Origin of the sequence: Streptomyces sp. NPDC057950, from assembly GCF_042887295.1 — a bacterium.
GTDB classification, from domain to species: domain Bacteria; phylum Actinomycetota; class Actinomycetes; order Streptomycetales; family Streptomycetaceae; genus Streptomyces; species Streptomyces kaempferi.
This window is the reverse complement of the sequence record NZ_JBHVPP010000018.1, coordinates 182,947-202,209: the sequence shown is the minus strand read 5'-3', so window position 1 is coordinate 202,209 and position 19,263 is coordinate 182,947. Positions and strand designations below refer to the sequence as shown.

Below are 19,263 nucleotides of genomic sequence, written 5' to 3'. Positions count from 1 at the left end.
TGACCTGGCGGGGACCGGGATCCGGATCAGGAGGTCTTGACCGTGATCGAGCCGTCCTTGATGCCGGCCTCGGCCTTCTTCAGCGCGGCCTGCAGGTCGGCGTTGTTCTTGAACGCCGGGTTCGAGTCGGCGAGGCCGACACCGCCCGTGGCGAGGCTGGCGCGGACGACGCCGGTCTCGGGCTTGCCGTCCTGCACCGACTTCGCGAGGTTGTAGACCGCCCCCGCGACGTCCTTGGTGGCCGAGGTCAGGATGTAGTCCTTGTACTTGGCCAGCGCGTCCTGCTTGTACTGGTCGGAGTCGACGCCGATGGCCCACACCTTGTGCGAGGCGGCGGACTGGATGACGCCCTGGCCCGACAGACCGGCGGCGGCGTAGAGCACGTCGGCGCCCGCGTCGATCTGACCCTCGGCGGCGTCCTTGCCCTTGTCGGGGCTGGCGAAGCCACCCTCCTGCGGGGTCTGCGTCAGGTACTGCGACTCGATCTTGATGTTCGGGTTGACCGACTTGGCACCCTGGACGTAACCGGCCTGGAACTTGTGGATCAGCGGGATGTCGACGCCGCCGATGAAGCCGATGTGGTTCTTCTTGGTGGTCTTCGCGGCGGTCACGCCCGCGAGGTAGGAGGCCTGCTCCTCGTGGAAGACCATGTCGGCGACGTTCGCGGCCTTGTCCTGCTCGTCGTCGATGATGCCGAAGGTGATCTTCGGGTACTTGGCCGCGACTTCCTTGATCGCCGGGGCGTAGACGAAGCCGACACCGATCACCGGGTTGTAACCGGACTTGGCCAGCTGCTCCAGACGCTGCACCTTGTCCGCGTCGGACTCGCCGTCCTGCGGCTCGATGTCCCGGCCGCCGATCTTGAGGTCCTTCTCGGCCTTCTGGAAACCGGCGAACGCGGCGTCGTTGAAGGACTGGTCGCCCTTGCCGCCGATGTCGTACGCGAGACCGATGCCCTTACCCTTGGCCGAGCCGCCACTGGAGGCATCGGTGGACGAGCCGCCACAGGCGGAGAGAGCAACGGCGAGGGATGCGGTTGCAACGCCCGCAACCGCGATTCGGGACACCCGGCGCATGAACGTGACTCCTTTTGTGCAGGCGCCCAGACCAGGCGCTGATTCCGCCGCAGCGTAACGCGCGTAGACATAGCAGAGAACCCACCTTGCCAGAGTGTTATCCGACCGTTTTGAACCCTCGGCGAACGGCCGCCGAACACAGAGGACGCGTCCGCTCGGCAAACCCGCCCGCCCACCGGGCCCGGCAGCCGCCCCTCCGGTGTCATGTACCAGACCGGCACACATCCCAAGATCCTTCCCAGGTCGGATCTTTTCGACAGGTAACCACCGGAAGAATCCCTGGTCGAGATGCGCATCTCCGCAGGCCTGACCAGCCTGCGGCGGCGGGCCGGACCAGCCCGCCGCAATCGCTTCTGATCCAAGGGGGATCGTGAAACTCAACAAGTTCACCGCCACCGCGATAGGTGTCGGTGTCGTGCTGTCGGGCACCGTGATCGGTGTCGCGACGCCCGCCATGGCCGCGTCGACCTGCAGTACGCGGATCTCCGCGGACCGCTCGACCGGTTACGCCAAGTGCACCGGGGGGAACACCCGCCTCAGTGAGCACCGCGTGAAGGTGGTCTGCATCGGGCCCCGCGGCGACAAGGCCAACGTGTACGGCAAGTGGGTGAGCACCCGCCACGGCGAGACGTCGAAGGCCGTCTGCACCACCGACACGAGGTCGTCCGGGGTCGAGGTGTACCGGGTCACCGTCGAGACGGAGGAACCGGTCTAAGGGCTGTCACGTAATCCCCGGTGGATCAGCGCGCGGCGTCAGATGCGGTGCATCGCAAGGCGGAGGGTCGTCCTCATACTGGGCGTATTCGGGCGATCCGACAACGCGGCGAGGTGCCGTAGCTGTCGTCGTGCGCCCGCCGGGGAGTACGGGACGGCCCTTAGTCACCGGTTCGCCCGAGCCGCGCCCCGCGCTCGCGGACGACGGGGGGACGACCGCGCACGCACAGGGGAGCCCCCGGCCCGATGTACGGGCCGGGGGCTCCCCTTCCGTGGTCAGCGACCACGGACACGCCTCACGGGGTCGTCTTGACGGTGACCGTGCCGGCGATGATGTCCTGCTTGGCCTTGTCGACGGCCGCGACGACGTCCGGCATGGCCTTGTACTTCGGGTTGGTGTCGGCGAAGCCCACGCCGCCCGACTTCAGGTCACCGCGGACGACGCCGCTCAGCGGCTTGCCGTCGACGACGGACTTGGCCAGGTCGTACACGGCGCCGCCGACGTTCTTCAGGGCCGAGCCGAGGATCCAGTCCTTGTACTTGGCCAGGGAGCTCTGCGCGTACTGGTCGGAGTCGACGCCGATGGCCCACACCTTCTTGGCGGCGGCCTGGGAGATCACGCCCTGACCGGACAGGCCGGCCGCGTGGTAGAGCACGTCGGCGCCCTTCTCGATCTGGCCGGCCGCCGCGTCCTTGCCCTTGTCGGGGCTGGCGAAGCCACCCTCCTGCGGGGTCTGCGTCAGGTACTGCGACTCGATCTTGATCTTCGGGTTGACCGACTTGGCGCCCTGGTCGAAGCCCGCCTCGAACTTGTGGATCAGCGGGATGTCGACGCCGCCGATGAAGCCGATGTGGTTCTTCTTCGTGGCCTTCGCCGCCGCGACACCCGCGAGGTAGGAAGCCTGCTCCTCGTGGAAGACCAGGTCGGCGACGTTGGCCGCCTTGTCCTGCTCGTCGTCGATGATGCCGAAGGTGATCTTCGGGTACTTGGCCGCGACTTCCTTGATCGCCGGAGCGTAGACGAAGCCGACACCGATCACCGGGTTGTACCCGGACTTGGCCAGCTGCTCCAGACGCTGCACCTTGTCCGCGTCGGACTCGCCGTCCTGCGGCTCGATGTCCCGGCCGCCGATCTTGAACTCGGTCTCGGCCTTCTGGAAACCGGCGAACGCGGCGTCGTTGAACGACTGGTCGCCCTTGCCGCCGATGTCGTAGGCGAGGCCTATGCCCTTGCCCGAGTAACCCGACGAGCTCTTGTCCGAACCGCCACCGGACGAGTCGGTGCTGGACTTACCGCAACCCACGGCCGCGAGGGCTATGACCGAGACAGCCACCGCCGCTTGGGAGAACCTGGTCCTCCGAGACATCAGACGCACAGCAAGCACCCTTCATCCCCACGGCCGTCGCCGGTCCGCTTCCCCAACACGCCGCACCGCAGCGGTTTCGGCGCACAGTAACGCGCGTAGAAGGGCAGGGGAACGGGGTTTCTCCTGGCCGTTACCGAACCGTGCCGCCACCGGGTTACGTTTGCGCGCCACCGGTTACGCCGGGGTGACGCAAGTGGACGAAGGGGCACCGATCGGGGCACCGGACGGACCGCCGGCCGGGTACCCCTACGTCGTTTATGAGCCATCTCCGAGTGCGCGTCTCGCGCTCGTGGGACCGCGTCCGGGGCCCGGTCCTGTCCGGCGGATCGTGCCGGACGGGACCCGGGGACCCACAGCCGCCACGGGTTCCAGGGCGTGTTGCGAAAGTCCCGTCGTCCGCCCGGAGGGCGGACCGCGCGGCGTCCGGTGCGTGCTCTCGGCGTGGCGGGCGGAAGCCCGCGTACGGGACGTACCCGGGTTTTCGCCCGGTGCGGCGGGTGGGGGCACCTCCCACGCCCTCGAGGCAGTGCGGGAACGTGCCGGGCGCCGCGAGGCAGGCGGGACTTTCGCAACACGCCCTAGCGGATCGCGTCCAACAGGGCCGCCGCGGTGAAGAGCTCGACTCCCACCGTGATGGCCGACTCGTCCGCGTCGAAGTCACCGCGGTGCAGGTCACGGGTGGTGCGCTCGCCCGGTGTACGGACTCCGAGGCGGGCCATGGCACCGGGCACGTGTTCCAGGTACCAGGAGAAGTCCTCGCCGCCGAGGCTCTGCTCGGTGTCCTCGACGGAGTACGGGCCGCGCCGCGAGGTCATGGCGTCGTGGAGGAGCTCCGTGACCGCCGGGTCGTTGACGACCGGCGGGACCCCCTGGATGTAATTGATCTCGGACTTGGCGCGGTACAGGTTCGCGATCTCGTCGATGGCCTCGTGCACCAGGTCGGGCGCCTGCCGCCATGCCTCCAGGTCGAGGCACCGTACGGTTCCGGAGAGTTCGGCGTGCTGCGGGATGACGTTGCAGGCGTGCCCGGACTCGATCCGCCCCCAGGTCACCGCGAGCCCGCTGCGGGCGTCCACGCGCCGGGCGACGAGGGACGGCACGTCGGTGACGACGCGCGCGGCGGCGGTGACGAGGTCGGTGGTGAGGTGGGGGCGCGCGGTGTGGCCGCCGGCACCGTCGAGGGAGACCTCCAGCCGGTCGCAGGCGGAGGTGATGGGACCGTGGCGCAGCCCGATCCGCCCGGCGTCGACCTTCGGGTCGCAGTGCACGCCGATGATCCGCCCCACGCCTTCCAGCACTCCGGACTCGATGGCGTCGGGCGCGCCCCCGGGCAGGACCTCCTCGGCGGGCTGGAAGATCAGTCGTACGGGGTGCGGCAGCAGCCCCTGGCGATGCAGCTCGGCGAGGACGAGCCCGGCGCCGAGGACGACGGTCGTGTGCACGTCGTGGCCGCAGGCGTGCGCGCGGTCGGGCACGGTCGAGCGGTACGCGCAGTCACTCTTCGTGTCCGGGATGGGCAGCGCGTCGATGTCGGCGCGCAGGGCGAGCATGCCGCGTCCGCCGTCGACCGCGCCGTCCTGTGCGCCGGCCCGTACGCGGTCCCGTTCCTCGCCCCTCTCACCCTCCCCCGCGCCCTCGATCCCGATGTCACAGATGAGCCCGGTTCCGATGTCGAGCACGCGGGGCTCGAGTCCCGCCCGCTCCAGGCGTGCCTTGAGCGCCGCGGTGGTACGGAACTCGTGGTTGCCGAGCTCCGGATGCATGTGCATGTCACGTCGGAACGCGATCAGCTCGGCACGCAGGGCGTCGGGCAGGGTGCCGGGGAGCGCCGCTCCCCCGGGGACATCGGCCTCGTACTCTCGGGACATCAATTGGTTCACCCTCTGAAGGGTAGGGCGACGGGGCGGCCAACTGACCCACGATCAACAAAAGTTCAGCCCGTTAGGGGAAAACACTTAGCCGCGCGACGCATAGGTTTCAGGTGGGATGGGTACGCTCGCCCGTCTTTCCGGACGACGGGATCTTGAGCCAGACGGTATGCGCGCCCCGGCCGGGCCGCATCCCGGCCGAACGACGACCGCCGTGTGCTGGACGACTGCCGCCGCGTCCGCGCCGGTGACCGACTGCGGTGACGGTCCGTGACCACGGGGCGGCGCGAACCCTTGATACGGGCCGCCGACCCTCTCTCGATCCGGTCCGCCGGGGCTGCCCGCGGACTCCCATAGGGGAACGCTCGGGGTGTCCGAGCCCATTCCCATACCTCTACGGTCCCACAGACCTGGGCAAGATCATGCGTTTGGACGCCCGGACACCACTCCCCGTCCACCCGGGCGCGAGGGCCGGCCGGCGGCGGTGCGCGGGGCGCCGCGAGCGGGACGCCGCGAGCGGGACGCGCCGGGCGGCCCCACTGCCCACGTCCCGCCTCCACGGCCGGGGATGTCAGCCGAAGCGCCCCGCCACGTAGTCCGCCGTGCGCTGGTCCTCAGGGGTGCCGAAGATGTGTTCGGTGTCGCCGTGTTCGACGATGCCGCCGGGGGTGCCCTGCTCGGCGAGGAAGAACGCGCACTGCTGGGAGACGCGGGCCGCCTGCTGCATGTTGTGGGTGACGATCACGACGGTCACCTGGCCCGCGAGTTCGTGGATGGTCTCCTCGACCCGGCGGGTGGACGTGGGGTCGAGCGCCGAGCACGGTTCGTCCATCAGCAGCACCTGAGGGCGTACGGCCAGGGCGCGGGCGATGCACAGCCGCTGCTGCTGGCCGCCGGAGAGCGCGCCGCCGGGCTGCCGGAGCCGGTCCCGTACCTCCTTCCACAGGCCCGCCCTGGTCAGGCTCTCCTCGACCAGCTCGTCCTTCTCGCGACGGCCGACGCGGGTGCCCGTCAGACGCAGGCCCGCCACCACGTTGTCGTAGATCGACATGGCGGGGAACGGGTTGGGCTTCTGGAAGACCATGCCGATCCTGCGGCGGGCGTCGGTCAGGCGGCGCTCGGGGGCGTAGATGTCCTCGCCGTCGAAGAGCACCTCGCCGCCCATCGCGGCCGAGGGGATCAGCTCGTGCATCCGGTTGAGCGTGCGCAGGAAGGTCGACTTGCCACAGCCGGAGGGGCCGATCAGGGCGGTGACCTGCCCGGCGGGCATGGTGAGGGAGACCCGTTGCAGTACCTGGTGACTGCCGAACCAGGCCGACACCGACCGTGCTTCGAGCGTCGCGGGCGCGGGGGCTCCCGGTCCGGACGCCGGGATCGGGGCGGCCGGGAGCGCAGTGGCCGGGAGCGCCGCGGCCGGCAGCGCAGTGGCCGGGATCGGCGGCAGCAGCACGGTGTCGGCCACGGTGGTCCGGGGCGGGATGGTCTCGGGTGCGGCGCTGTCACGCGCGGCAATCGCATCGGTCACGTCGGGCACCTCATGGCGGGGTCGGGTCGATGGGTCGGGCGGGCGGGCGAGCGGTCGGGGTGACCGGCGGGCAGTGGGGTCACGTCAGGTTCGGGAGCAGTTCGGTGGTGCGCACGGCGACCTGGAGACCCAGGACCGCGACGACCGGTGCGAACACGATCCACGTCTGGTGCCGGCCCCAGCGGTGCCAGGTCCACACCGCGGCGACGGCGACGGCCACCAGCGCCTGGAGCCACATGACCAGCGGCCACGGCACGCCGGACGGGTGTGCGAGGGGCTGTTCGGACTCCGGGAGCGTGCCGGAGCGGATGACGGCCGCCGGGGTCTGCGCTGGCGTGGAGATCAGGTCGGCGTCGACGCGCAGCACCCCGCCGGGCATGAAGTGCGGGCCGGTGGCCGTGACGAGGACCAGGCGGCCCTTGCCGGAGGCCACGGGGGCGGGAGCCGGGTCGCCGGCCCGTCGTACGCCCAGGACCTGGTACTTCGCCTTGCCCTGGCCGGTGGTCACGGTGAACGTGTCGCCCGCGGCGAGCCCGTCGAGGCTGCCGAAGGGCCCCCCGTAGGCGGCCGCGCGGCCCATCAGCACGCTGGTGCCGGACTGCCCGGGCAGCGGGGTGTCCCGGCGGTGTCCGGGCCCGTCGGTGAGGACGCCGGAGTCGGTGCCCTCGAGGACGACCTGGTGGATGTGGGCGGCGGGGATGTCGATGAGCGCGACCGGGGTGCCGGGCGCGAGCAGGTCGCCCTGCTGGTCGGTCTGGGCCACCGGGGCGGTGCCGAGGGCGAGTTCGGTGCGCAGCGCGTCGTACGAGGTGTGCTGCGCGGCCCGTTCCTGGATGCCGCTGACGAGCAGCAGCTGCGCGGTGAGGCCGAGCAGCAGGGCGGCCAGGGTCAGCAGGCCGCCCCGGGCGAGGTGCCGGACGGCGGTGACGCCTCGAACGCCCAGCCGCGGCGCGGGGGTGGTGAGCGTGGTCTGTACGGCGACCGTCACGGCGGCGCGTCTCCTTCCATGGCTTCGTCGGTGGGGCCGTCGGGGAGACCGTGGTCGCGGTCTCCCCGACGGGTCGTGCGTCAGGTGGACTTGATGGTGAAGTTCGCGCCGTTCTTCGAGTTCACCGTCGAGGAACCGACGTACCACACGTGCAGGGTGTGCTTGCCGCGGCTCAGCTTCGGCAGCGTGAGGGTGAACTTGCCGCCGCTCAGCGTGCCGGTGGCGATCACGTGCGAGCCCTCGTAGACGCGGACCGTGCCGGTGGGGGTGGTGCCGGTCGTGGTGACCTTCACGCCGACCTTGGCGCGGCTGTTGTGGCTGACCGAGGCGGGCGCGGTGGTGCCCACGGAGGGGGTGGCCTTGGTGATCGTCAGCTTGGCGGTCGTGGAGGACGTGTTGAGCTTGGTGCCGCCGCCGTAGGACACCGACAGGTTGTGCGCGGCCACCTTGAGGTGGTTGGACAGGCCGATGGAGACCTTGCCGGAGCCGTCCAGGTTGCCGGTGCCGAGCGTGGTGGTGCCGTCCTTGACGGTGACCTTGCCGGTCGGGACGACGCCGTGCGAACCGGTGACGGTGACGGCGACCTTGGGGGTCTTGCCGTACGCGGTCGTCGCGGCGGTGGCCTTCACGGAGCTCGTGTACTTGACGGCGCCGGTCCAAGTGGCGGCGGAACCCGCGCCGTTGAGGTTGGCGGCGGAGACCGAGGCCGTGTAGGTGCCGAGGGCCAGGCCGCTGAAGCTGTACGACGTGGTGGTGGCCGGGACGTCCTTGACGGCCACGACGGCGCCGTCCGAACCGGTCAGCGTGACCCGGTAGTCGGTGACGGGCAGCGCGGGCGCGGGGACGGGCGCGGTCCAGGTCAGCTTGAGGCTCGCGTCGCCGGTGGTGGCCTTCAGCGCGGGCTTGGCGGGCGTGTTGACGTCGACGCCCGACACCTCCAGGCCGCCGAGCTTGGCGTGCCTGGCCGGGTTGACCGAGCCGTTGTACGACTCGTTCAGGAAGCCGAAGTCGGCGATGACCTTCTCGGCCGTGTCGCTGGCGAGGGCCGCCTCGTGGGTGCCGCTGGTGACGAAGATGTCGTACAGCGCCTTGTCGAAGAAGACGCCGGCGGGGTCGATCGCGCGGCTCGGGACGACGTTGTAGACGTCGCGGCCGAAGGTCACGTTCTCGAAGTAGCCGGCGACCGGGGTGAGCTTGCCGTTCACCGTCGTGACCGGGCTGGTGACACCGGTGTCACCGGGCAGCTGGACGCCAGCCAGGTGCGCGCCGGCGGCGACCGCGGCCTTGCTGTAGTCGGGGGCGATGCCGTTGTTCTGGGCGATCCAGCTGCCCACGGAGAACGGGACGAGCGCGCCGTCCTGGGTGAGCGCGGCGTTGGCCTGGTTCTCCTGGACGGTCGGGATCTCAGAGGAGACCGTGGTCTCGGTGAGGCCGATGGCCGAGAGGAAGAACTTGCGGGTGCCGGAGCCGGCCTGCGGGAGGACCGCGTGCAGGGTCTGGCCGTTCAGCACCTTCAGGCGGGTGTCGCCGGAGGTGTAGATGTCGTGCAGCTGGTCGACCGTCAGGGTGTCGAGGGCCGAGCCGCGCACGGCGACGCCCACCGCGTCCCGGGCGAACGGGATGTAGGTGAGGGTGGTGCCGGAGGTGCTCGGGGCGCCGGACGAGCGCGCGAAGTCGACCTGGCCCTTGATGGCGACACCGGTCGAGCTGGGGAACTTGTCACCCGTCAGCGACATGCTGAGGGCGGTCCGCCCCGGGCCGGACCCGTTGGGGCGCTGGAAGGCCGGTCCGCCGGGGCGGGTCTGGATGGTGGAGGTGGCGGCGTCGGGGGCGAACGCGTCGTACGAGGCGATGCCCGCGTTGCCCGCCTTCACGGCGGTGTCGGCGTAGCTCTTGCCGTTGACGGTGTCACCGGCGAGGGCGTTGAGGACGTCCTGGGTGGTGTCGGAACCCACGCCGACAAGCTGGCGGAAGGTCCCGGCGGGGGTGGGGTCGGCGGACGCCGGGCTCGCGAGAGCCAGCGTGCCGGACACCACGGCTGCGGCGACCATGGCCGCGGTGAGGCGCGTTGTGCGCATCGAGGTTCTCCTGTGGTTGTGCGTCGGTTGTACGGCGGTTCTGCGTGGGTGGATCTGGCAGGGTGGGGGGTCAGGCCGTCCGCCCCGACTGCCTTTCGGGGCGGACGGCCGTCTGTGGGGAGCCCCGGTCCGGGCGGACCTGGCTCCGTCGTCGTGAGGCGCGGGCCCGCCGGGTCGGACCCGCTCCTCGGGGAGCCTCAGCCCGGCGGGCCCGGCCTCCGCGTGCGGGGGCCCGCGACGGCCCGGCCCCGTCTTCCAGGAGCCGCGGCCCGGTCGGCCGGACTCCCCGGCCCGGTGGACCCCGCTCCTCGTCCGTGAGCCCCTGCCCGGGGGACCCGGCTTTCCTGGTCGGGAGCGGCCGCTCCGGCTGGACGGGGCACGGGGCTCAGCCCCGTCTCGGGGGCAGCAGCGCGCGCAGCCGTTCCGGGAGGGCCAGGGCGGGGATCGTCAGGGTGCGGCCGCCGGGGAGCGGCACGCGCAGCGGGAAGCGCAGCCTGCCGCCACCCGCGAAGGGCGCGCCGATACCGGCCACGGCACCGAGTGCGGCGCCGACCGGGACGGCGTAGCGGAGCGAGTTCGCGGGGTCGGCCGGTGTGGTGCCCTGAGCCGTGGTCTCGACGGCCTTGCCACCGTCGTACGAGGGCGCGCCGCTGGGCGTGGGGCTCGCGCTCCCGCCACCCGACGCCGTACCGCCGGAGTCGGGCGTGGTGCCGGTGCCGCCCCCGGACGCGGTGCCACCGGAGTCGTCCGTGCCCCCGGTGCCGCCGGTGCCGCCGCCCGGACCGCCGGAGGTCCCGGAGGACCCGCCGTCGGTGGCGGACGGCCCGGTGTAGTGGACGAGGGCGTCGGCGGCGTGGGCCGTCTTCGCGCGCAGCGCCTTCGACAGCGGGGCGTAGCCGGCCGGGAGCAGGCCCGGGTCCGCGCCGGGGACCTGCCCGGTGCCGGCCGCGTACGTCAGCAGTGCCGCGTAGTCCTTGCGGGCCGCCGCGTCGAGCTTGGCCGGGCGTGCCGCCGCGTACACGAGTTGGGCGAGCGGGTACGCGCCCTTCGCGGTGGCCTTGGCGGGGGTGATCTCGGCCGCGTGGGCGCCGGACGCGGAGGCCGCGGCGGCGGTGAGGGACGCGGTCGTGGGCGCGACGAACGTGCCGGCCGTGTTGCGCAGCCGTGCGGTCTGCAGGCCGTAGCGGGTGGCGGAGGCCGCGTCCGTGACGGTGATCACGAACCGGGAGCCCACTGTCTGCGGGCCGGGGCTCTTGTACGCGGGCGGGCTGGACAGCGGGTCCCAGGTCGCCTTCCACAGGCTGTCGGCGCGTCGGGTGTGCAGGGCGCCGGAGTGCATGTCCGTCACGTACGGGTGGAAGTCGATCATGCACTGCTGGTTGTCCTTGGTGGCGCCGGAGTTCGGCGGAACCGTGCACCAGGGGTCGCTCTTGGGGTACGTGTCCGTGGCCGCCGGGTCGAAGGCGAGATCGGTCGGGTTCAGGTCCGCGTTGGTACTGAAGTACGGGTTGACGCGCATGCCCCAGTCGTCGGACACCCCGGCGAGGAAGCCGCGGGCCTCCTTGTCCGAGTTGATCCACTGCCAGACCGCGCGGGCCGAGTCGGTGCGGCCGAGCGAGGTGAGCAGGTCGGTGTCGGTGGCCGGGGTCTCGGGGACGGACAGTTCCGCGAACTCGGGGTTGAGCGCGAGGAACTCGGGGTCGCTCGCCAGGCCGGCCGGGTTGTTCTTCGCCCAGCCGTAGCCCTGGGCGACGGTGGAGCCGAGGACCGCTCCCCAGGGGGAGTTGCGGTAGGACTCGGTGAGCAGTTTGGCGACCAGTCGGGGTGTGAGGTCGATGGAGTCGACCTTGGTTCCGGCGAGTCGGCGGGTCTCCTCGGAGGCTCCGGCCTTGGGTCTGCGTTCGATGGTGAAGCCGATGACGGTGCCCGAGAGCGCGGTGGGCGCGTAGACGGTGCTGTCCGCCGGGGCGGTCGTGCCGGGGTCCGTGCCGAGGGCGCGGGTGGTGAAGGCGAGCCCGGAGGAGCCGTCGCCGGTGAGGCGGGCGCGGGTGTCGGGCTCGCCGAGCTCGGTGTAGCCGAACACCTTGCCGGTCGGGCAGAGGGCCGCCTGCCAGCTGTTCATGGCGTCGGCGGCGAGTTCGCTGCCGGTGGTGGCGCGTTCGTCGGAGCCGAGGGCGCAGTTGGTGCCGACCGAGTTGAAGTCGAGCTTGACGGCGACGCGGTTCTTCCAGTTGGTGGAGGAGACCGGGGAGCCGGCGTTGACCTGGCTGGTGTCGGCGTACGGCTTGCCGTCGAGGTCGAGGTGGCCCTGCGGGACGATGACCAGCCAGCAGGAGCGCGGGGTCGTGCGGCCGCCCGACTCGACCGGGACGCCGCAGCCCAGGTGCGGGGCCTCGTTGGCGGTCTGCACCTCGAAGAACTCCTGGCCCTTGCCGTCGGCGCCGGTGCGGGCGAAGTCGACCTCGTTGGTGGTGTTGCGGCTGTACAGGGCGTTGTTCTGGGTGCCGGAGGTGATCAGCGTGCCGTCGACGGACTTGAAGGGCACCTCACCCTGTCCGGAGACGCCGCCGGCGCCGTAGCGGTCGTCCTGACCGTAGTTGGTGGGGTCGGCGCTGTAGAAGATCTTGCGGGTGTCGTCGTACTCGTTGCCCGGCCAGTTGCCCCGGTCGGTGGTCGGGGAGGCGCCGTACTGGCACTGGGTGCGCGACGGGCCGGGGTTGCCCGGCACGCTGCCGTCGTCGTCGCCCCAGCACTGCATGATCTGTACGAAGTCGGTGTTGAACAGCGTGCCCGCCAGGGCGGTCGGGGCGCCGCCGGACCAGGAGACGGTGATCGCCTGGCTGGTGAGGTGCTTGGTCTGGCTGACCGTGAACCTCATGTCCTTGAACTCGCCGCGGCCGGCGACGGTGACGGCGGAGGCGGCCGGGCTCGCGGCGGTGGCGGGCGGTGCGGCCTGGGCGACCGCGAGGCCGGCCAGGGCGCCCACCGCGGTGCCGGCGACGAGCCGCACCAGCAGGTTGCGTATGCGCTTCATCGCGCGCCCCCGTCCGTGAGGTTCTCCGTGTCGCCCTTCCGGCCGCTTCCGCCGCTCGCGCCGCGCCCGGCCATCGCCCGGGAGACGAGGGACGGCAGGAGCAGCAGTCCGAGCACCAGGGCCGCGGCGAGGAGCATCAGGGTCTGGGTGCCGGTCCAGCCGCTGTGTCCGGCCACGGCGATCGGCTGGGCGAGGGCGATGGTGCCGTCCACGGCGGTGCCGCCGCCGGTGCCCGATCCGCCGCCGGTGCCGGGCGCCAGGGTCTGCCCGGTGTCGGGGTCGACGACGGGCTGGGCGCTGCCGCCCGTCGAGCCGCCCGAGCCGCCGGTGCCTCCGGTGCCGCCCGTGCCGCCGTCACCGCCGGAACTCCCGCCGCTCGTGCCGCCGTTCGCGGAACCGCCGGAGGTGCCGCCGGAGGTGCCGCCCGTCGATCCCGAACCACCCGAGCCGCCGCCCGACTTGGCGCCGCCGCTGCCGGTGTTGCAGGCCGGGGCGCCCTTCTTGTCGCAGGCGGCGGGGTAGGGGGCGGTCTCGGCGAGCTTGTTGTGGCCGTCGGAGGAGAAGGTCGGGTTGTTGCAGCCCTTGATGTTGATGTTCTTGGTCTGCACACCGGGGATCCGGCGGATCTGGTCGAAGCCCGCCTGCACCAGGTTGATGGGCAGCGGCGAGTAGCCGAGCTTGGGCATCTGCTGCTGGCCCTGGCACATGAAGTAGTAGGAGAACGCGCCGAGCGTCTTGCCCTTGGCCTCGGTGAAGATGCCCTGCACCCGCAGCGGAAGGATCATGTACGAGTAGCTGGAGAGCGGGTAGTTGCGCTTGTCGCTGTCGTTGTAGACGCCGTCGAGCTGCTGGGTGAGGTAGTCGGCGGAGTGCTTGTTCGTGTTGATCCTCGCCTTGAGGAGCGAGACGGCGACGTTCTTCGGGGTCGGCTCGGTGTAGTAGCCCGCGTGGTTGAGGACCTTGGCGACCGGATAGCCCTCGTTGATGGCGTACGAGTAGTTGACGTAGCCGATGGCGCCCTCGCCGTAGTTCTGGGCGACGTAACCCGCCACGCCCGGGTCGCCGCTCTGGGCGATCATGCCGGGCACGGTCGGGTAGTACGAGGTCTGCCCGCAGGCCCCGGAGCGGCCGACCTTGCCGCAGTACGCCTGCCACAGCGACTTGTGCTGGTTGGCCATCCACATCGTGAACTGGGCGGTGGAGCCAGAGCCGTCGGAGCGGACGACGGGCACGACGGGGCGGTGCGGCAGCTGGAGCCCCGGGTTGTCGGCCTTGACCAGCGGGTCGTCCCAGGTCTTGACGACGCCGGTGAAGATCTTGGTGACGACGTCCCCGGAGAGGCGGAGGTTGGTGACCCGCTTGCCGTTGACGGTGAGGTGGTACATGAACGCGGTGCCGCCGGCCACGATCGGCATGTAGGCGTAGCTGCCGGCCGAGGGGCGTTCGGCGGCCGAGCCGTCGGTCGGGTGGGTCTGGAAGGGAATGTCGGAGACCGCGAAGTCGACCGTGTTGCTGAGGAACTGGCGGCGGCCGTCGGAGGAACCGGTGCCGGCGAAGCTGATCCGCATGCCGTACTGGTTGACGGCCTTGCGCCACTGGTCGATGGCGTTCTCGGCCCAGGTGGAGCCGGCTCCGGCGACCGGGGTGTAGCTCTCGGCAGCCGCCGGCGCGGCCGCGGGCCCGGCCAGCAGTCCGGCGATCACGGCGAACAGGGCGCCCAGGGTCCCCAGCGCGCGCAGGCGCCGGCAGGCGGTAATGAGGTGGCTGCGCATCAGTCGTTCTCTCCGGAGGCGGTGGGGTCGGCTGGGGCGGACGCTTCGGCGGGGGGTCCGGCCTCGAACAGGGAGAGGCCGGGGGCGCGCAGTTCGTCGAAGCGCGCCAGGTCCTGCCGTGAGGCACGGGCGGTGCGGCGGGCCTGCCGCTTGGTCTGGTGACCGGGCCCGCGGCCGCCGATCACGCGGGCGATCACGAACAGCACCAGGACCAGGGCCATGAGGACGGCCGCCGCGCCGAAGCCGCGGGCGATCATGGTCGGCTGGGGCGACTTGACGAAGTTGAAGACGGCCAGCGGCAGGGACACCATCGGCCCGCTGGTGGGGTCGGTGTTGAGCGCCGCCGTGAAGCCGGCGGTCAGCAGGACGGGGGAGGTCTCCCCGATGCCGCGCGCGGTGCCGAGGATGACGGCCGTGGCGAGCCCGGACCGGGCGGTGGGCAGGACGACGTGCCAGACGGTGCGCCATCGCGGTGCGCCGAGCGCCTCGGCCGCCTCGGTCAGCGTCCCCGGAACCAGCCGGAGCACCACGTCCGCGGCGCGGATCACGATCGGCAGCATCATCACGCTGATCGCGAAGCCCGCCGCGAGGCCCGACTTCTGCATGCCGAGACCGAGGATCCAGACGGCGTAGACCATCAGGCCGGCGACGATCGAGGGCAGCGCGGTCATCGCCTCGACGATGGTGCGCACGAAGCGGGAGAAGCGGCCCGGGATCTGGTTCAGGTAGACCGCGCAGGCCAGGCCGAGCGGGATCGTGATCGCGAGCGCGATGGCGGTCATGATGATGGTGCCGACCATCGCGTGGGCGATGCCGCCGTCCGTCAGCGGGTCGAGCGGGCCCGCCGCCTGCATGTCCTGGGTGAAGAAGTTGCCGTGCGGCAGCGCCTCCCGGCCGCGCCAGGCGGTGAAGCCGACGACGAGGACGAGCGCCGAGAACAGCAGCGTGGCCGCGGTCCACAGCACGACGGTCATGACCCGGTCGCGTACGGCCTGCCGGTCCTCCTCGAATCCTGTCAACACCGCGTAGATCGAGAGGAAGAGCAGGTAGGCGGTGAGGGTGAAGCCCAACGCGCCGGAGAACGGCGCGAGTTCGCCGTACAGCAGGATGGTCGCGCACAGCGCGGAGGCGGCGGCGCCGGTGAGCGACAGCACGCCCGGACGGCTGACGCCGCCGATACGGCGCGGCCGGTCGGGGGGCTGTACGGGCTCCGGCGCGGGCGCCGACGGGGCGGGGACCGATGGCGCGGCCGACAGGGCGGCGGCCGGGACGGGGGTCTGTTCGACGACGGTCATCTCATGCCTCGCTCTGTGCGCCGGACCGGGAGCGGGCCACGACCGAGGAGGCGGTGAAGTTGACCGCCAGGGTGAGCAGGAACAGCGCCAGGCCCGCTGCCATGAGCGCCGACATGCCGAAGGTGGAGGCGTCGCCGTAGTGCAGGGCGATCAGCGAGGAGACCGAGTTCGAGCCGGTCTGCAGGATGTGCGGCTGGATGGTGAAGACCGGCGAGATGATCAGGTAGACGGCGATCGTCTCCCCGAGCGCCCGGCCGAGGCCCAGCATGGTGCCGCCGATGATGCCGGCCTTGCCGTAGGGCAGGACGACCGCGCGGATCATTCCCCAGCGGGTGGCGCCGAGCGCGTAGGCGCCCTCGCGCTCGCCCGCCGGGGCCTGCGCGAAGACCTCGCGCATCACCGAGCACTGGATCGGCGCGACCATCAGGGCGACGACGATCCCGGCGACGAAGGTGGAGGCGGTGTAGACGCTGTCCGACGCGAGCGGTTCGCCCGGCTGGGCGCCGTCCACCGTGAACAGCGGGATCCAGCCGAGCCAGCTCGACAGCCAGCGCGAGAGCCCGATCACGTGCTGCTGGAGGAAGAACAGGCCCCACAGTCCGTAGACCACCGACGGTACGGCCGCCATCAGGTCGACCATCGTCACCAGCGTGCGGCGCAGCTTGCGCGGGGCCACGTCGGAGATGAAGAGCGCGGTTCCCACGGCCAGCGGCACGGAGAGCGTCACCGCGACGCCGGCGATCAGCAGGGTGCCGGTGAGCACGGCCGCGATGCCGAAGTGGTGGACGTCCGGCTGCCATGCGGCGGTGGTGAGGAAGGAGAAGCCGGTGGCCTTGAGCGCCTGACCGGCCCTCAGCAGCAGGAAGAGGCCGACTCCCGCCATGATGGCGAGGACGACGACACCGCTGGCCGTCAGCTGATACCGGAAGATCCGGTCCCCGAGCCCACGGGCGGCGGCCGGCCGCCTGGGCGCGGGTCTGTCGGAATCCGGTCTGTCGGACTCCACATGTGTGGACGCCACGTGTGGTCCCCCCACTACGTCAACGGAACAGGCAGGCGGCGACCGATTGGTGCCGTGCGGGGAGATTCAATGGCCGGATCGTGTCGGCCCAACGCGCGATCAATGGACGAATCGCGAACAACCCGTGTCTGTTCGGTGCAGTAGGTGTGGAGAAGTTCGGGAAAACCTGTGAGGCGGTACGCGCCGTCCCGAATGCGGGGCTTGTGGGATTCACCGTCCCGGTATCGCCGGGGTTGTGGCTGAAAGTGCTCCTCGTCCCGTCGGCCGTGCCCCCAACGCCGAACGCCCCGCCCGGAGTTCGGGCGGGGCGAAAATCTGGCGCGTCTGCGCGGGGAGGGGCCGGGCGTCGGTGAACGGGGGACGGTGAACGGTCGTCGTTCTCCGCCGGGTGTCGCGGGCGGGCGCGTGCCGCCGGTTCCCTACGCCGTCGCGACGGAGGACAGCCGGTGCACGTCCCGGGCCGTGCCCGTGACGCCCGACAGGAACCCCTGGGCGCGCGGGGAAGCCGTCTCCGTCAGCCAGGCCGGGTCGATGTCGCAGACGGCGACCCGGACGTCGGTCCCCACCAGCGCCAGCGGCAGCGTGTGCACGACGGTCGAGGGGAAACTCAGGATCGTGCGGCCGATGGGGCCGCGGCGGGCGATGAGTTCGAGGGGGAGGTCGGGGCGGACGATCTCCAGCCCCGTCTCGACGGCCAGCCGGTGGAGCTTGTCGGTGCTCTCGCGGCGGTGGGCGAAGTAGCGGGTGGCACCGTGGGTCTTGGCGAGGGAGCGGACCGCCTCCAGATAGCGGTCGGGGTCCACCACGCCCGTCTCGACCAGGGAGGTGCCGACCAGGTCCGCGCCCTTGGTGATCCGGGGCGGCCCGAAGCGGGCGCGGGTCCAGGAGAAGTCGTTGGCGGTGATGGTGACGCCGTCCGGCGCCGAGTCGATCGGCATGGAGGAGAAGACCTCCACCCGCCGCCCCTCGCTCGGGGTGAGCCGGCGGCGGGCCGACGACGAGATCGGGGCGAACAGCACGTCGCGGGCGCCGGGACGGCCTCCGCGCCGGTGCCAGCGCACCAGGCGTTCGCCGCGGGCCAGCTGGGCGACGAACTCCATCGTCGCCGTGCCGTCGTCCACGACCACCAGGTCGCGTGCCTTCGTGATCGTCAGCAGGAGCTGCACGTAACGGGAGAACGGGTCTCCCATGACGATGCGGTGGGCTCTGCGCAGCAGCGGGGCCAGGCCGCCGATCGTGTGGAAGGGGGCCGTGGTGCCACCGCGCGCCTCCTCCCAGCGGACCTGATGACCCTCGTCACGGGCCAGTTCGGCCATGCGACGCAACTGCCCACGGGTCATCGGGTCGTTGGGAGAGAGGACGACGAGGGTGAGCCCCGCGCCGGCGGGACGGACGGACGGACGGTCCGTTCCCGCGCCGGGTGCCCGGTCGCCGGCCTCCGTCGCGTGCGGGGCGTGGACATGCGCCCACTCCAGCACGTTCAGGAGCTGTACCGGGCTCTCGACGAAGGCCAGCGTGTGGGGGCCGGGGGTACCGGCGCGGGGGCTCATCGGCGTACGACCGTCCCGTCGTAAGGAAATCAGGGCGTTCAGACCGAGACCGGCTCGCCCGCGGCGGCGGCGATCTCCGACTCGGCGACGACGCCGGTGACGCGGCGCAGCTTCTTCATCGGGCCGAGCTCGGACTCGTAGACCTTCTTGACACCGTCACCGAGGGAGGCCTCGATGGTGCGGATGTCGCGGACGAGGCGGGTGAGGCCCTGCGGCTCGACGGAGGCGGCCTGGTCGGAGCCCCACATCGCGCGGTCCAGGGTGATGTGACGCTCGACGAAGGCGGCGCCGAGGGCGACCGCGGCGAGCGTGGTCTGCAGGCCCGTCTCGTGACCGGAGTAGCCGATCGGAACGTTCGGGTACTCGGCCTGGAGGGTGTTGATGACGCGGAGGTTGAGCTCCTCGGCCTGCGCCGGGTAGGTCGACGTGGCGTGGCACATCAGGATGTTGTCGCTGCCGAGGACCTCGACCGCGTGGCGGATCTGCTTCGGCGTCGACATGCCGGTGGAGAGGATGACCGTGCGGCCCGTGGCGCGCAGGGCGCGCAGCAGCTCGTCGTCGGTCAGCGAGGCGGAGGCGACCTTGTGGGCCGGGACGTCGAACTTCTCCAGGAAGGCGACGGCCTCGGTGTCCCACGGGGAGGCGAACCAGTCGATGTTCTTGCTCTTGGCGTACTCGTCGATCTGGCGGTACTCGTCCTCACCGAACTCCACGCGGTGGCGGTAGTCGATGTAGGTCATACGGCCCCAGGGGGTGTCGCGCTCGATGTCCCACTGGTCGCGCGGGGTGCAGATCTCCGGGGTGCGCTTCTGGAACTTGACGGCGTCGCAGCCGGCCTCGGCGGCGGCGTCGATCAGCTTGAAGGCGTTCTCGAGCTCGCCGTTGTGGTTGATGCCGATCTCGCCGACGACGTAGACGGGCTGGCCGGGGCCGGCCGTCTTCGAACCGAAGGTGCGCAGACGGGAGTTGCTCATG

Annotated in this window: 13 protein-coding genes; 1 reads left to right on the top strand and 12 read right to left on the bottom strand. The window is 71.4% G+C overall.

Annotated features, from left to right (window positions below; genetic code table 11):
• Window positions 1-26: 26 nt before the first annotated feature.
• Window positions 27-1,076, bottom strand: a complete 1,050-nt coding sequence (locus ACFVTC_RS28205) for a BMP family protein (protein ID WP_153288961.1) — start codon at window positions 1,074-1,076, stop codon at window positions 27-29.
• Window positions 1,077-1,446: 370 nt separating this feature from the next.
• Here ACFVTC_RS28205 and ACFVTC_RS28200 point away from each other — a divergent pair, with 370 nt between their 5' ends.
• Window positions 1,447-1,791, top strand: coding sequence for a hypothetical protein (locus tag ACFVTC_RS28200; RefSeq protein ID WP_390131309.1), 345 nt, complete (start codon window positions 1,447-1,449; stop codon window positions 1,789-1,791).
• A gap of 295 nt (window positions 1,792-2,086) precedes the next feature.
• Here ACFVTC_RS28200 and ACFVTC_RS28195 read toward each other — a convergent pair whose 3' ends face one another.
• The 11 genes from ACFVTC_RS28195 to ACFVTC_RS28145 form a co-directional block, all read right to left on the bottom strand.
• The gene (locus tag ACFVTC_RS28195; RefSeq protein ID WP_390131308.1) at window positions 2,087-3,157 is read right to left on the bottom strand and encodes a BMP family protein; all 1,071 of its coding nucleotides are present in this window, start codon (window positions 3,155-3,157) and stop codon (window positions 2,087-2,089) included.
• Window positions 3,158-3,735: 578 nt separating this feature from the next.
• Window positions 3,736-5,025, bottom strand: coding sequence for an amidohydrolase (locus tag ACFVTC_RS28190; protein WP_390131307.1), 1,290 nt, complete (start codon window positions 5,023-5,025; stop codon window positions 3,736-3,738).
• Window positions 5,026-5,596: 571 nt separating this feature from the next.
• Window positions 5,597-6,400, bottom strand: coding sequence for a phosphate ABC transporter ATP-binding protein PstB (pstB, locus tag ACFVTC_RS28185; protein WP_390131348.1), 804 nt, complete (start codon window positions 6,398-6,400; stop codon window positions 5,597-5,599).
• A gap of 229 nt (window positions 6,401-6,629) precedes the next feature.
• On the bottom strand, window positions 6,630-7,538 hold the full coding sequence (locus ACFVTC_RS28180; RefSeq protein ID WP_390131306.1) for a sortase: 909 nt from the start codon (window positions 7,536-7,538) through the stop codon (window positions 6,630-6,632).
• An 80-nt stretch (window positions 7,539-7,618) separates the two neighbouring features.
• Window positions 7,619-9,616, bottom strand: coding sequence for an Ig-like domain repeat protein (locus ACFVTC_RS28175; RefSeq protein ID WP_390131305.1), 1,998 nt, complete (start codon window positions 9,614-9,616; stop codon window positions 7,619-7,621).
• 385 nt (window positions 9,617-10,001) lie between these two features.
• A complete protein-coding gene (locus tag ACFVTC_RS28170; RefSeq protein ID WP_390131304.1) occupies window positions 10,002-12,650 on the bottom strand; it encodes a hypothetical protein in 2,649 nt (882 codons plus the stop codon).
• Window positions 12,647-14,422, bottom strand: a complete 1,776-nt coding sequence (locus ACFVTC_RS28165; protein WP_390131303.1) for a phosphate ABC transporter substrate-binding protein PstS — start codon at window positions 14,420-14,422, stop codon at window positions 12,647-12,649. Before ACFVTC_RS28165 ends, ACFVTC_RS28170 begins: the two co-directional genes overlap by 4 nt.
• Window positions 14,422-15,717, bottom strand: coding sequence for a phosphate ABC transporter permease PstA (gene pstA, locus ACFVTC_RS28160; RefSeq protein WP_390131302.1), 1,296 nt, complete (start codon window positions 15,715-15,717; stop codon window positions 14,422-14,424). The genes ACFVTC_RS28165 and pstA overlap by 1 nt, the downstream gene beginning before the upstream one ends.
• Before the next feature lies 1 nt (window position 15,718).
• Window positions 15,719-16,738 carry a phosphate ABC transporter permease subunit PstC gene (pstC, locus tag ACFVTC_RS28155; RefSeq protein WP_390131301.1) on the bottom strand — a complete coding sequence of 340 codons (1,020 nt, stop codon included), beginning with the start codon at window positions 16,736-16,738 and terminating at the stop codon, window positions 15,719-15,721.
• 419 nt (window positions 16,739-17,157) lie between these two features.
• Entirely contained in the window at window positions 17,158-18,288 is a 1,131-nt protein-coding gene (locus ACFVTC_RS28150; RefSeq protein ID WP_390131300.1) for a hypothetical protein, read from the bottom strand.
• Between the two features lie 38 nt (window positions 18,289-18,326).
• Window positions 18,327-19,262 carry an N-acetylneuraminate synthase family protein gene (locus ACFVTC_RS28145; protein ID WP_390131299.1) on the bottom strand — a complete coding sequence of 312 codons (936 nt, stop codon included), beginning with the start codon at window positions 19,260-19,262 and terminating at the stop codon, window positions 18,327-18,329.
• Window position 19,263: the final 1 nt, after the last annotated feature.

Bases quoted from the DNA above. Each gene is read 5' to 3' on its own strand.
- ACFVTC_RS28175 (WP_390131305.1), bottom strand. From the start codon at position 9,616: ATGCGCACAACGCGCCTCACCGCGGCCATGGTCGCCGCAGCCGTGGTG.
- ACFVTC_RS28170 (WP_390131304.1), bottom strand. From the start codon at position 12,650: ATGAAGCGCATACGCAACCTGCTGGTGCGGCTCGTCGCCGGCACCGCG.
- ACFVTC_RS28190 (WP_390131307.1), bottom strand. From the start codon at position 5,025: ATGTCCCGAGAGTACGAGGCCGATGTCCCCGGGGGAGCGGCGCTCCCC.
- ACFVTC_RS28165 (WP_390131303.1), bottom strand. From the start codon at position 14,422: ATGCGCAGCCACCTCATTACCGCCTGCCGGCGCCTGCGCGCGCTGGGG.
- ACFVTC_RS28145 (WP_390131299.1), bottom strand. From the start codon at position 19,262: ATGAGCAACTCCCGTCTGCGCACCTTCGGTTCGAAGACGGCCGGCCCC.
- pstA (WP_390131302.1), bottom strand. From the start codon at position 15,717: ATGACCGTCGTCGAACAGACCCCCGTCCCGGCCGCCGCCCTGTCGGCC.
- ACFVTC_RS28150 (WP_390131300.1), bottom strand. From the start codon at position 18,288: ATGAGCCCCCGCGCCGGTACCCCCGGCCCCCACACGCTGGCCTTCGTC.
- ACFVTC_RS28205 (WP_153288961.1), bottom strand. From the start codon at position 1,076: ATGCGCCGGGTGTCCCGAATCGCGGTTGCGGGCGTTGCAACCGCATCC.
- ACFVTC_RS28195 (WP_390131308.1), bottom strand. From the start codon at position 3,157: ATGTCTCGGAGGACCAGGTTCTCCCAAGCGGCGGTGGCTGTCTCGGTC.